Source organism: Variovorax davisae (assembly GCF_030316845.1).
GTDB classification, from domain to species: Bacteria; Pseudomonadota; Gammaproteobacteria; order Burkholderiales; family Burkholderiaceae_C; genus Variovorax; species Variovorax davisae.
In genome coordinates this window covers 231,876-244,716 of sequence record NZ_JASZYS010000002.1, presented here as the reverse complement: position 1 = coordinate 244,716, position 12,841 = coordinate 231,876, and the positions used below count along the sequence as shown (strand labels likewise).

13 protein-coding genes are annotated in these 12,841 nt (G+C 71.5%); 12 read left to right on the top strand and 1 reads right to left on the bottom strand.

Annotated elements, in window-relative coordinates; genetic code table 11:
- Window positions 1–82 precede the first annotated feature (82 nt).
- Window positions 83–1,633 carry a threonine ammonia-lyase, biosynthetic gene (gene ilvA / locus QTI33_RS05415; RefSeq protein ID WP_286504762.1) on the top strand — a complete coding sequence of 517 codons (1,551 nt, stop codon included), beginning with the start codon at window positions 83–85 and terminating at the stop codon, window positions 1,631–1,633.
- Here the strand turns inward: ilvA and QTI33_RS05410 are convergent.
- Window positions 1,630–2,121, bottom strand: coding sequence for a type II secretion system protein N (locus QTI33_RS05410; RefSeq protein WP_286504761.1), 492 nt, complete (start codon window positions 2,119–2,121; stop codon window positions 1,630–1,632). The genes ilvA and QTI33_RS05410 overlap by 4 nt on opposite strands.
- A 22-nt stretch (window positions 2,122–2,143) precedes the next feature.
- On the opposite strand from QTI33_RS05410, the gene gspG reads away from it, so the two are divergent.
- The 11 genes from gspG to gspF all read left to right on the top strand — a co-directional run bounded on the left by gspG (window position 2,144) and on the right by gspF (window position 12,841).
- A complete protein-coding gene (gene gspG, locus QTI33_RS05405; RefSeq protein WP_286504760.1) occupies window positions 2,144–2,584 on the top strand; it encodes a type II secretion system major pseudopilin GspG in 441 nt (146 codons plus the stop codon).
- Window positions 2,559–3,062, top strand: coding sequence for a prepilin-type N-terminal cleavage/methylation domain-containing protein (locus QTI33_RS05400; RefSeq protein WP_286504759.1), 504 nt, complete (start codon window positions 2,559–2,561; stop codon window positions 3,060–3,062). The genes gspG and QTI33_RS05400 overlap by 26 nt, the downstream gene beginning before the upstream one ends.
- Complete coding sequence (gene gspI / locus QTI33_RS05395; protein WP_286504758.1) at window positions 3,059–3,430, top strand: type II secretion system minor pseudopilin GspI; 372 nt, start codon at window positions 3,059–3,061, stop codon at window positions 3,428–3,430. The genes QTI33_RS05400 and gspI overlap by 4 nt, the downstream gene beginning before the upstream one ends.
- Window positions 3,430–4,080, top strand: coding sequence for a PulJ/GspJ family protein (locus QTI33_RS05390; RefSeq protein WP_286504757.1), 651 nt, complete (start codon window positions 3,430–3,432; stop codon window positions 4,078–4,080). Before gspI ends, QTI33_RS05390 begins: the two co-directional genes overlap by 1 nt.
- A complete protein-coding gene (gspK, locus tag QTI33_RS05385; protein ID WP_286504756.1) occupies window positions 4,077–5,177 on the top strand; it encodes a type II secretion system minor pseudopilin GspK in 1,101 nt (366 codons plus the stop codon). The genes QTI33_RS05390 and gspK overlap by 4 nt, the downstream gene beginning before the upstream one ends.
- A gap of 129 nt (window positions 5,178–5,306) precedes the next feature.
- Entirely contained in the window at window positions 5,307–6,515 is a 1,209-nt protein-coding gene (gspL, locus tag QTI33_RS05380; RefSeq protein ID WP_286504755.1) for a type II secretion system protein GspL, read from the top strand.
- On the top strand, window positions 6,512–7,081 hold the full coding sequence (locus QTI33_RS05375) for a type II secretion system protein M (RefSeq protein WP_286504754.1): 570 nt from the start codon (window positions 6,512–6,514) through the stop codon (window positions 7,079–7,081). Before gspL ends, QTI33_RS05375 begins: the two co-directional genes overlap by 4 nt.
- Before the next feature lie 8 nt (window positions 7,082–7,089).
- Window positions 7,090–7,884, top strand: a complete 795-nt coding sequence (gspN, locus tag QTI33_RS05370; protein WP_286504753.1) for a type II secretion system protein N — start codon at window positions 7,090–7,092, stop codon at window positions 7,882–7,884.
- A gap of 2 nt (window positions 7,885–7,886) precedes the next feature.
- Complete coding sequence (gspD, locus tag QTI33_RS05365; RefSeq protein ID WP_286504752.1) at window positions 7,887–10,169, top strand: type II secretion system secretin GspD; 2,283 nt, start codon at window positions 7,887–7,889, stop codon at window positions 10,167–10,169.
- A 17-nt stretch (window positions 10,170–10,186) separates the two neighbouring features.
- A complete protein-coding gene (gene gspE / locus QTI33_RS05360; protein WP_286504751.1) occupies window positions 10,187–11,602 on the top strand; it encodes a type II secretion system ATPase GspE in 1,416 nt (471 codons plus the stop codon).
- Between the two features lie 6 nt (window positions 11,603–11,608).
- A complete protein-coding gene (gene gspF, locus QTI33_RS05355; RefSeq protein WP_286504750.1) occupies window positions 11,609–12,841 on the top strand; it encodes a type II secretion system inner membrane protein GspF in 1,233 nt (410 codons plus the stop codon).

The following is a 12,841-nucleotide window of genomic DNA, read 5'->3' as shown; positions in this document are numbered from 1 at the left end:
GATTTAGCCCCGAGCCGCAAGGCCCGGGGCTTTTTTCTTGGGGTCGGGCCAGCGCATCGGCGAGGCCTATGATCGCGGCCCTATGTCTTCCCCGACCCCGCCCCTCACCCCTGCCGATTACCTCAAGAAGATCCTGACCGCGCGCGTCTACGACGTGGCGGTCGAATCGGCGCTCGAACCGGCCCGCGCCCTGAGCGCCCGGCTCGGCAACACCGTGCTGCTCAAGCGCGAGGACCAGCAGCCGGTCTTCAGCTTCAAGCTGCGCGGGGCCTACAACAAGATGGCGCAGCTGAGCGCCGAGCAGCTCGCCGCCGGCGTGATCTGCGCCTCGGCCGGCAACCATGCACAGGGGGTGGCGCTGGGCGCGCGCAAGCTCGGGGCGCGGGCCGTGGTGGTGATGCCCGTGACCACGCCGCAACTGAAGATCGACGCCGTGCGCGCGCTCGGCGGCGAGGTCCACCTGCACGGCGACAGCTATTCGGACGCCTACGGTTATGCGCTCGAGCAGCAGAAGCTGCACGGGCTCACTTTCGTGCACCCGTTCGACGACCCGGACGTGATCGCCGGCCAGGGCACGATCGCCATGGAAATGCTGCGCCAGCACCAGGGGCCGCTGCACGCCGTGTTCGTCGCCATCGGCGGCGGCGGCCTGATCTCGGGGGTGGCCAACTACATCAAGGCGCTGCGGCCCGAGATTCGCGTGATCGGCGTGCAGATGAACGACTCGGACGCGATGATGCAGTCGGTCGCCGCCCACCAGCGGGTGACGCTGCCCGACGTCGGGCTGTTTTCCGACGGCACGGCGGTCAAGCTGGTCGGCGAGGAGACCTTCCGCATCTCGAGCGAGTTGGTGGACGAATTCATCACGGTCGACACCGACGCGGTCTGCGCCGGCATCAAGGACGTCTTCATCGACACCCGCAGCATCGTCGAGCCGGCCGGTGCGCTCGCGGTGGCGGCGATCAAGCAGTACGTGGAGGCCCGCGGCACGCGCGGCGAGACCTATGCGGCGATCCTCTGCGGCGCCAACATGAACTTCGACCGCCTGCGCTTCGTCGCCGAGCGCGCCGAGGTCGGCGAGGAGCGCGAGGCGCTGTTCGCGGTGACGATCCCCGAGGAGCGCGGCAGCTTCCGCCGTTTCTGCGAGCTGGTCGGCCAGCTGCCCGGCGCCTCGCGCAACGTGACCGAATTCAACTACCGCATCAGCGACTCGAAGGAAGCCCATGTGTTCGTCGGCCTGACGACCTCGGCGCGCGGCGAATCGACCACCATCGCCGACACCTTCGTGGCGCACGGCTTCGGCGCCATCGACCTCACCCACGACGAACTCGCCAAGGAACACATCCGCCACATGGTGGGCGGCCGCACCGGCCTGGCGCAAGAGGAGCGGCTGCTGCGCTTCGTCTTCCCCGAGCGGCCCGGCGCCCTGCTGAAGTTTTTGAGCCTGCTGCGGCCGAACTGGAACATCAGCCTGTTCCACTACCGCAACCAGGGGGCCGACTACGGGCGCATCCTGGTCGGACTGCAGGTGCCCGCGGCCGAGCACGAGGCCTTCGATGCCTTCCTCCAGACGCTGGGCTACCCGTTCGTGGAAGAAACCAGCAATCCGGTGTACCGGCTCTTCCTGATCTAGTTCTGCGGCGGCAGGGGCGCAGGCGGGGTCATGACCGCCGTCGGCCGCGTCGGCAGCTGCAGCGTGAAGGCGGGCGCCGCGTCGGCGCTGGCGCCCAGGGCGGCGGCGCGGGCTTCGAGCGACTGCAGCACGTAGCCGTCGGCCACCGTGGCGCCGACCCGGAACGGCCGCGGCGGCTTGCCGTCGACGGCGATCAGCGCCACCCCCCGCTGGTCGGCATCGGCCACCACGCCCATGAGCGCGAAGCGGCTGGCGGCCTCCGGCGTCGCCGCCGCCGCGGCGGGGGTCGACACGGCGCCCAGCATCCGGGCCACTGCGGCCGGGTCCGGCGCCGCCTGCGGCGTGCCGGCCACCGGGGGCGGCGCCGGCGCGTCGGCAGGCGCAGCCAGCCGCAGGCCCCAGAACACGACGCTCGCGGCAGCCAATGCCCAGAGGGCGGTCGTGGCGGTGGCCGAAGGCCAGCGCGGGGAGGCGTAAGGGACTGACATGGGGCCGGATTATCATTCCTCCATGCCCATTTCCATCCGCTATCCCGCCCGCGCCCTCCAGCGCGGCTTCACCTTGATCGAGCTGATGGTGGTGCTGGTCATCATCGGCGTGCTGGCCGCGCTGATCGTGCCGAACGTGATCGAGCGGGCCGACGACGCCCGCGTCACCGCCGCCAAGACCGATGTCAACAACCTGATGCAGGCCCTCAAGCTGTACCGGCTCGACAACCAGCGCTACCCGAGCGCCGAGCAGGGGCTGCAGGCGCTGCTGGTGCGCCCCACCAGCGGGCCGGCGGCGCCCAACTGGAAGCCCTACGTCGAGAAGCTGCCGAACGACCCCTGGGGCCGCCCCTACCAGTACCTGAATCCGGGCGTCAAGGGCGAGATCGACGTGTTTTCGCTCGGCGCCGACGGCGAGCCCGGTGGCGAAGGCAAGAATGCCGACATCGGCAGCTGGCAGTAGCGCGCGCTGCCGCCAATCCGCTCCCGGCCGGCCCGACGCGAGCGGTTTCACGCTGCTCGAACTGCTGGTGGTGATCGCGATCATCGCGCTGGCCACCGCCGGTGTCGGGCTGTCGCTCAGGGACTCCGGCCAGGCCACGCTCGACCGCGAAGCCGAACGGCTCGCCGCCCTGCTCGAATCGGCGCGGGCGCAGTCGCGCGCCAGCGGCGTTGCGGTGCGCTGGCGCGTCACGCCCGACGGGCCCGGCAACTTCAGCTTCGACGGCCTGCCGGCGGGCGCGCTGCCGACGACTTGGCTGAGCGGGGGCATCTCGGCCCAGCCGATCGGTGTCGACGGCCGGGCCGCCGGCGCACTGCAGCTGGGCCCCGACCCGATCATCGCCGCGCAGCAGGTGCTGCTGAGCGCCGACGCCATGCCCGGACGCAGCCTGCGCATCGGCACCGACGGCCTGCGCCCCTTCACGGTCGTGGCGCCGTGACCCGAACCCGCCGGGCCGCGCGCGGCTTCACCCTGATCGAGGTGCTGGTCGCCCTCGGCATCGTCGCCATCGCGCTGATGGCCGGCACCCAGGCCACGATGGCGTTGACGCGCAACGCGCAGCGGCAGTCGGACGTGATGCTGGCCCAGATCTGCGCCGAGAACGAGCTGATCAAGGCCCGGCTGGCGCGGCAGATGCCGCCCGTGGGCGATGCCGGCAGTGTCTGCACCCAGGCCAACCAGAGCTTCGGCGTGACCGTGACGACCACGGCGACCCTGAATCCCAACTTCCGCCGGGTCGACGTCCAGGTGCGCGACGCCTTCGACGCGCCGGTGCTGCGGCTGTCGACGGTGGTGGGGCGCTACTGATGAGGCGCCCGGCCCGCGGCTTCACGCTGATCGAGCTGATGGTGGCGATCGCCGCCATGGCGCTGCTGGCCTTGATGAGCTGGCGCGGCCTCGACGCGATGGGACGCGCCCAGGCGCTGAACCGGGAGCGCGGCGACGCCGTGCTGACGCTGCAGACCACGCTGTCCCAGTGGAGCGCCGACCTCGACGCCATCGTGGCGCTGTCGCAGACCCCGGCGATCGACTGGGATGGGCGCGTGCTGCGGCTCACGCGCCGCAGCACCGACAGTGCGACGCCGGTGGTCTTCGTGGCCGCCTGGACGCTGCGGCCGGACCCCGCCGGCGGCACCCACTGGCGACGCTGGCAATCGCAGGGTTTCACGACCCGCGCCGAATGGCAGCAGGCCTGGGCCCAGGCCGCCGCCTGGGCGGCGGACGGCGGCAACAACACCGGCGGCGCGGACGTCGACCTGATTCCGCTCGACAGCTGGCAGCTCGCCTACTTCCGCAACGACGCCTGGACCCCGGCCACCAGCGCCGAGGCGCTCGGCACCACCTCGCCGGTGCCCGATGGCGTGCGCCTGACCCTGGCCCTGCCCCAGGGGCCGGCACTCGCGGGCCTGGTCACCCGCGACTGGGTGCGGCCCAGCTTGACGGTGCCGAAGTCATGAGGGCACCGCTGAAACGCCAGGCCGGCGCCGCGCTGCTCACGGCCATGCTGACCGTCACGCTGGTCGCCACCTTCGCCGCCGCCGCGCTCTGGCAGCAATGGCGTGCGGCCGAGGTCGAGGCCGCCGAGCGGGGCCGGACGCAGGCCGCCTGGGTGCTGGTCGGCGCCCTCGACTGGTCGCGCCTGATCCTGCGCGAGGACGCCCGGGCCGCCGGCAGCGGCGGCGTGGCCGCGGACTACCTGGCCGAGCCCTGGGCGATCCCGCTCGAGGAGGCCAAGCTGACCACCTTCCTGGCGGCCGACAAGAACATCGCCAGCGACGCACTGGAAGGGCTGCCCGAGGCCTTCCTGTCGGGCCGCATCATCGATGCCCAGTCCAAGCTCAACGCGTTCAACCTGGTGGACGCCGGCAAGCCGGTCAAGACGTCGGTGGACGCGTTCAAGAAGCTGTTCCAGCTGCTGGGACTGCCGGCCGAGGAGCTGGCGCTGATGACCGCCAACCTGCAACGCGCGCTGCCGGCCACAGCCAGCACCGCGGCCAGCACGACCACCGGGACCACCACGAGCACGACGAGTACGACGAGCAGCACGGCCAGCACCACGGCCGCGCAGACCACGACCGCCAGCAGCACCGCGCAAACCACCGTGACCAGCAGCGCCACCGGCCCCCTGGTGCCCCAGCGCACGGCCCAGCTGGTCTGGCTCGGCCTGTCGCCCGCCACCGCCGCGGCGCTGGAACCCTATGTGACGGTGCTGCCGACGCGGACGCCGCTGAACCTCAACACCGCCAGCGCCGAAGCCATCTTCGCCAGCACGCCGAGCCTGGACCTCGCCGGCGCCAAGCGCCTGGTCGCGGCCCGCACCCAGTCCTATTTCAAGACGCTGGCCGACGCCGGCGCGCTGGTCCAGCAGAGCTCGGCGCAGTTCACGCCGGACCAGCACGGCGTGTCGACCGGCTACTTCGAAGTGCTGGCCCGCCTGCGCATCGACCGGACCTGGGTCGAGGAACAGACCCTGCTGCAACGGGTCGGCATCGACGTCCGGATCGTGTGGCGGGAACGTGGCGCCGGCGCCACGCCGCCACCGGCCAGATCCTGACACAACACACCACCTGTCACCGAATGGGTCAAAAATAGGCGCAGCGCCCGTTGCACCTGAATAAGATGCTATCAATTCAGTAGCATCGCCAAGCAGCCCTCTCCTACAATCACCCTTCACTCCCAGTCCATGGCCTTGCTGCTTGTAACCATTCCTCTCGTTTCCGGCCTGGCGGCCGGCGAGTACGGCTGGGCGCTCTGGTCCAGCGATGGCCGCAAGCTGCGCTCGCAGGGCAGCGCCGCACCGGCCCTGCTGCCGAGCAGCGACGAGGTGATCCTCGGCGTCCCCGCCGCGGCGCTGTCGTGGCACCAGGTCACCCTCCCCCAGGGCAGCATGAGCGGGGCGGTGCGCCTGCGCTCGGTGCTCAACGGCCTGCTCGAAGACCGGCTGCTCGACGATCCCGAATCGCTGCATTTCGCCCTCGAACCCGGCGCCCGGGCGGCGGTGCCGGTCTGGGTGGCGGCCTGCAACCGCATCTGGCTGCGCAGCGCCGTGCAGGCGCTGGAGGCCGCGGGCCGGCGCGTGACCCGGATCGTTCCGGAGTTCGCGCCCCAGCCGGCCGGCAGCCCGCCGATGGTGTTCGCGATCGGCGACCCGGACGCGGCGCTGTGCATCGTCTGCGGCACCGAGGGCGTGGCCACGCTGCCGCTCGACGCCGCCGGCGTCGCGCTGGCCGGGCCGCTCCCCGCCGATACCACGGCACTGGCCGAGCCCGCGGTCGCCGAGCTGGCCGAAGCCGTGCTCGGGCGCCGGGTGCCGATCGTCAAGCCGGCCGAGCGCTGGCTGCAGGCCAGCCGTTCGCCCTGGGATCTGGCGCAGTTCGACCTGGCCTCGACGGGACGTGCCCGCGCCAGCAAGAAGGTGGCGGCCCTGGCGCGCGCGCTGTGGTACGGCCGCCGCTGGCGGGCGGCGCGCTGGGGCGTGCTGGCCCTGCTGCTGGCGCAGTTCGTCGGGCTCAACGCCTGGGCCTGGAAGGAGCGCAATGCGCTCGACGCCAAGCGCGGCGCGGTGCGCTCGCTGCTGACCCAGACCTTCCCCGCGGTCAAGCTGGTGGTCGATGCGCCGGTGCAGATGGCGCGCGAGGTCGCGGCCCTGCAACAGGCCACCGGCGGCGTCACGCCGTCCGACCTCGAACCGATGCTGGTCGCGCTGGCCGCCAGCCTGCCGCCGGGCCGCGTGCCCACGGCGATCGATTTCAGCGCCGGCCAGCTGCGCCTGCGCGGGCTCGGTCTGCCGGCCACGGAGTTCGCCAGCGTGAAGACCGCGCTGTCCTCGCGCGGCTACAGCGCGCGCACCGAGAGCGACCTGCTGCTGGTGCAGGCGGAGGCACAGCGATGAAGTGGCTCGAAGCCCTCGGCGCGCGGTGGCAGGCCTGGTGGCCCGAACTCGCGCCGCGCGAACAGCGCCTGGTCGCGAGCGCGGCCGCGCTGGTGGGCCTGGCGCTGGTCTGGTGGGTGGCGCTGGCGCCGGCCCTGGGCACCTTGTCCGCCGCCCCGGCGGAGCATGCGAAGCTCGATGCGCAGCTGCAGCAGATGACCGCCTTGCAGCAGCAGGCCAAGGCCCTGCAGTCGCAGCCCCGCGCCAGCCGCGACGATGCGATGCGCGCCCTCGAGGCCTCGGTGCGCGAGAACCTCGGGCCGAACGCCCAGCTTCAATCCGCCGGGGCCGGCGAGAACGCCACCATCGCGCTGCGCGCCGCGCCGGCCGACGCCCTCGCGCAGCTGCTCACGCAGGCGCGCGGCAATGCACGCGCGGTGCCGCGCGAAGTGCACCTGACGCGCAGCAGCGCCCCGCAGGGCGGCCCCGCCGGCCCCGGGGCAGCGCCGCCGCCCCCCGCCGCGCCGGCCGGCCCGCCCCGCCCGCGCTGGGACGGCACCCTGGTCATGGGCCTGCCGGCCCGCTGAGAGCGCGCATGGCAACTCCGTCCACCCCCCAAGCGTCCGGCGCCGGCTGGCGCTGGGCCGTGCTCGGCGCGTGCATCGGCGTGGCCCTCGCGTTGGCCGTGTTCGCGCCGGCGCGCTGGCTCGCGGCCGGCCTGGCGCAATGGAGCGACGGCCACCTGCAATTGATCAATGCGCGCGGCACGCTCTGGAACGGCAGCGCCGGCGTCGTGTTCTCGAGCGGGGCGGGCGGCGCCGAATCGATCTCGCTGCCCGGCCAGCTGGGCTGGACCCTGCGTCCGCGCTGGGACGGCATCACCGCCACGCTCGACCTGCCCTGCTGCGCGGCCAAGCCGCTCGAATTCAAGGGCCGCCCGCGCGCCGACGGCGTCGAGCTCGAGTGGCGCGACGGCCAGTCACGCTGGCCGGCGGCGATGCTGGCCGGTTTCGGCGCGCCCTGGAACACGCTCAAGCTCGAGGGGGCGCTCGACCTCTCGATGCAGGCGCTGGTGCTGCGCTGGAGCGGCCCCAAGCTGACCTTGGCCGGCCGGGCGACGCTCGACGCCACCGACATCTCTTCCAGCCTGTCGACCCTGAAGCCGATGGGCAGCTACCGGATCGCCCTCGAAGGCGGGCCGGTGCCTTCGCTGCTGCTGACCACCCGCGAAGGCAGCCTGCAACTGAGCGGCAGCGGCCGCTGGAACGGCACGACGATGCGCTTCGACGGCGAGGCCAGCGCTGCGCCGGGCCGCGAAGACGCGCTTTCGAACTTGTTGAACATCATCGGACGACGCGACGGCGCGCGCTCCCTCATCACACTGGGTTGACCATGACGAAGCCAAAGTCTTCTTCCGGCGTCCGCCTCGGCACCCTCGCGCTCGCCGCGCAGATGCTGATCGCGGCCTGCATTCCTTCCGCCTTCGCCCAGGACGTGCTGCGGCGCGGCGAGCCGATCACGCTGAACTTCAGCAATGCCGAGATCGAATCGGTGGCGCGCACCATGGCCGTCGTGACCGGGCGCGACGTGGTGGTCGACCCGCGCGTCAAGGGCACCATCACGCTGCAGACCGACCGCGCCATCGAACCGGCCGCGGCCTTCAACCAGTTCGCCGCCGCGCTGCGGCTGCAGGGCTTCGCGATCGTGCAGGCCGACGGCCTCTACAAGGTGGTGCCCGAAGCCGACGCCAAGCTGCAGAGCAGCACCGTGACGACCTCGACGCCCGTCGGGTCCAGCCTCAGCGGCAACCAGATCGTCACCCAGATCTTCAAGCTCAACTACGAGTCGGCCAACAACCTGTTGCCGGTGCTGCGGCCGCTGATCGCGCCCAACAACACGATCAACGTGAACCCCGGCAACAACTCGCTGGTGATCACCGACTACGCCGAGAACATGCGCCGGCTGGCCCGCATCGTGGCCGCGCTCGACGTGCCGAACGCCTCCGACATCGAGGTGATCCAGCTGAAGTACTCGGTGGCGACCGACATGGTGCCGCTGGTGACGCGGCTGATGGAAGGCGGCAGCACCACCCCCGGCGCCGGGGCGGCGCCGGGCCAGGCCGACGCCTCGTTCCGCACCACGCTGCTGGCCGAGCCACGCGGCAACGCGATCATCGTGCGGGCGGCCAATCCGGCACGCGCCCAGCTGGTGCGCACGCTGATCGACAAGCTGGACCGCCCGGCGATCGACACCGGCAACGGCGCGGCCGGCAACGTCTACGTGGTCTACCTCAAGAACGCCGACGCGGTGCGCCTGGCCACCACCCTGCGGGCGGCGATCTCGGCCGAGGCGCGCGGCGGCTCGGGCACCGGCGCCACCGGCAGCACGGCACAGGGCGGCACTTCGCAGGTGGCGCCGCAACTGGGCGCCAACCAGCAGAACACCGGCGCGAGCACCGCGGCGACCACGCCGGTCAACAACGCGAACCAGCCGTCGACCGGCGGCCAGATCCAGGCCGACCCTTCGACCAACTCGCTCATCATCACGGCCTCGGAACCCCAGTACCGGCAGCTCCGCGCGGTCATCGACAAGCTCGACGGCCGGCGCGCGCAGGTCATGATCGAAGCCCTGATCGTCGAGGTCAGCGCCACCCGGGCCGCCGAGTTCGGCGTCCAGTGGCAAACCGCGGTCGGCAACCGCGGCGTCATCGGCACCAACTCCAGCCTCACCGGCGCGAACATCCTGGCGCTGACCGCGGCGCTCGCCACCGGCACCACGGCGGCGCTGACGACCCTCGGCACGGGCATGAACATCGGCATCGGACGCCAGACCTCCGGCGGCTACGTGATCAACGCGATCGCCAACTTCCTCGCCCAGAACAAGGAAGGCAACCTGCTCTCGAAGCCGAACCTGTTGACCCTCGACAACGAGGAGGCCAAGATCGTGATCGGCCAGAACGTGCCCTTCGTCACCGGCCAGTTCACCAACACGGGCGCCTCGAACGGCTCGGTCAACCCGTTCCAGACCATCGAGCGCAAGGACGTCGGCCTGACCTTGCGGGTGCGCCCCCAGATCAACGAGAGCGGCACCATCAAGATGGTCGTCTTCCAGGAAACATCGACGGTGCAGGCAGGGACGGAGAACGCGATCAACGGCCCGACGACGAACAAGCGCTCGATCGAATCGAGCGTACTGGTCGAAGACGGCGGCCTCGTCATGCTGGGTGGCCTCCTGTCGGACAACTACAGCAACAGCCTGGAGAAGGTCCCGCTCGCCGGCGACATCCCGATCCTGGGGAATCTGTTCAAGAACGAGACCCGCTCCCGCGAGAAGGTCAACCTGATGATGTTCCTGCGCCCGGTGGTGGTGCGCGACGGCGCTGCCACCGAGAGCCTGGCCTACGATCGCTACCAGATGATTCAAAGCGCCCAGCAGCAAGGGCAGCCCGAAGGCGGCAACCTCATGCTGGACAACGTGCCCGACGCCGGCGTGCTGCCGCTGCCGCCCGTCCGCCCGACCAGCAGCGGCCGTGGCGGTGGCGGTGGCGGTGGCGCGTTCGAGGGTACGGTGCTCATCCCGCCGCCCACACCGACGTCGACGCGGCTCGCGCCGTCGCCGCTCAAGGGCGCCCTGCCGGCGACGGCCGACCCCTCGACCTCCCGCGAATTGCCGTAACGACGCCAAGAGCACCGATGCGCTACCCACTTCCCTACGCTTTCGCGCGCAGCCAGCAACTGCTGCTCGAAGAAACGGACGACGGCAACCTGACGCTCTGGATGCCGGCGGTGCCGCCGCGCAGCGCGCTCGGCGAGGTGCTGCGCAAGTTCCAGGTGAAGACCTTCGAGCCGCTCCCGCCCGACCAGCTCGCCAAGCGCATCAGCACCGCTTATGCGCAGGGCGAATCCAATGCGGCCGCGGTGGTGAGCGAAGTGCAGGGCGACGCCGACCTCTCGCGCATGATGCAGGAGCTGCCGGCGGTCGAGGACTTGCTCGAATCGGCCGGCGACGCGCCGATCATCCGGATGCTCAATGCCCTGCTCACGCAGGCCGCGCGCGACGGCGCGAGCGACATCCACATCGAACCCTATGAGCGGACCTCGTCGGTGCGCTTTCGCATCGACGGTTCGCTGCGCGAGGTGGTGCAGCCCAACCGCGCCCTGCATGCCGCGCTGATCTCGCGGCTGAAGATCATGGCCGACCTCGACATCGCCGAGAAGCGCCTGCCGCAGGACGGCCGCATCTCCTTGCGCATCGGCACCCGCGCGGTCGACGTGCGGGTCTCGACCCTGCCCTCGGCACACGGCGAACGGGCGGTGCTGCGGCTGCTCGACAAGTCCGAGAGCAAGCTGACGCTCGAGTCGGTGGGCATGCTGGGCGACACGCTGGCGCGCTTCGAACACCTGATCGGCCAGCCGCACGGCATCATCCTGGTCACCGGCCCGACCGGCTCCGGCAAGACCACCACGCTGTACGCCGCGCTCAGCCGGCTCGACGCCAGCAGCAGCAACATCATGACGGTCGAGGACCCGATCGAGTACGAGCTGCACGGCGTCGGCCAGACCCAGGTCAACGCCAAGATCGACCTGACCTTCGCCAAGGCGCTGCGGGCCATCCTGCGCCAGGACCCGGACGTGATCATGATCGGCGAGATCCGCGACTTCGAGACCGCGCAGATCGCGATCCAGGCTTCGCTCACCGGCCACCTGGTGCTGGCCACGCTGCACACCAACGACTCGGTCAGCGCCGTCACGCGCCTGACCGACATGGGCGTGGAGCCCTTCCTGCTGAGTTCCTCGCTGCTGGGCGTGCTGGCCCAGCGGCTGGTGCGCAAGCTGTGCCCGGTGTGTGCGCCGGCCGCCGGCCACGAGGCCCAGCCCGTGGGCTGCGAGGCCTGCGGCCACACCGGCTACCAGGGCCGCACCGGCATCTTCGAGCTGCTGGTGGCCGACGAGACCGTGCAGTCGCTGATCCACAACCGCGCCCCCGAGAGCCAGCTCTTCGTGGCGGCCGAGCGCGGCGGCCTGCGCTCGATGCGCGAGGATGGCGAACGGCTGGTCCAGGCCGGCATCAGCTCGCGCGCCGAACTGCTGCGCGTGACCCGCGACTGACGCCCGATGCCCGCCTATTCCTTCGAAGCCATCGACGCCCAGGGCCTGGCCCGCAAGGGCGTGCTGGAGGCCGACACGGCCCGCAGCGCACGCGGGATGCTGCGCGCCCAGGCCCTGATCCCGCTGTCGGTGACGGTGGTCGGCAGCGTCGAGAGCGGCGTGCCCGAGGTCGGAGGCTGGCGCCGGCTGTACGGCGGCGGGCGGATCTTCAACTCGACCACGCTGGCGGTCTGGACGCGGCAGATCGCGGGGCTGGTGTCCTCCGGCCTGTCGCTCGAACGGGCGCTGACCGCGCTGACCGACGAGGCCGAGACCGAGGCGCAGCGCAACCTGGTCGCCTCGCTGCGGGCCGAGGTCAACGCCGGCGCGCCCTTCGGCCGGGCGCTGTCGCAGCACCCGCGCGAGTTCTCGCCGATCTACGTCGCCGTGATCGGCGCCGGCGAGCAGAGCGGCAACCTGGGCCTGGTGCTCGAGCGCCTGGCCGACGACCTGGAGCAGCGCCAGGCGCTGCAGCAGAAGCTGGTCGGCGCCGCCCTCTACCCGGCGATCGTGACCCTGGTGGCGATCGTGATCGTGGTCTTCCTGGTCAGCTACGTGGTGCCGCAGGTGGCCAACGTCTTCGCCGGCACCAAGCGGGCCCTGCCGATCCTCACGGTGGCGATGCTGGCGCTGAGCGCCTTCGTTCGCAACTACGGCTGGCTGATGCTGGTCGCGGTCGTGGTCGCGGCCGTCGGCGCCCGGGTCGCCCTGGCGCGCCCCGCCATCCGCGAGCGCTTCGACGCCGCCTGGCTCAACCTGCCGCTGGTCGGCAAGCTGGCGCGCGGCTACAACGCGGCGCGCTTCGCCAGCACGCTGGCGATGCTGGCGACCGCCGGCGTGCCGATCCTGCGCGCGCTGCAGGCGGCCTCCGAGACGCTCAGCAACAGCGCCATGCGCGCCGATGCGCTGGATGCGCTGGTGCTGGTGCGCGAAGGCGCGCCGCTGGCCTCGGCGCTGGCGCAGAAGAAGCGCTTTCCCGGCATCGTCTCGATGTTCGCGCGCCTGGGCGAGCAGACCGGCACGCTGCCGCTGATGCTGCAGCGCGCCGCCAACCAGCTGGGCGCCGAAGTACAGCGCCGCGCGATGCACCTGGCCACCATCCTGGAGCCGCTGCTGATCGTGGCGATGGGCGGGGTCGTGATGCTGATCGTGCTGGCGGTGCTGATGCCGATCATTCAACTGAATCAATTCGTGAAGTAG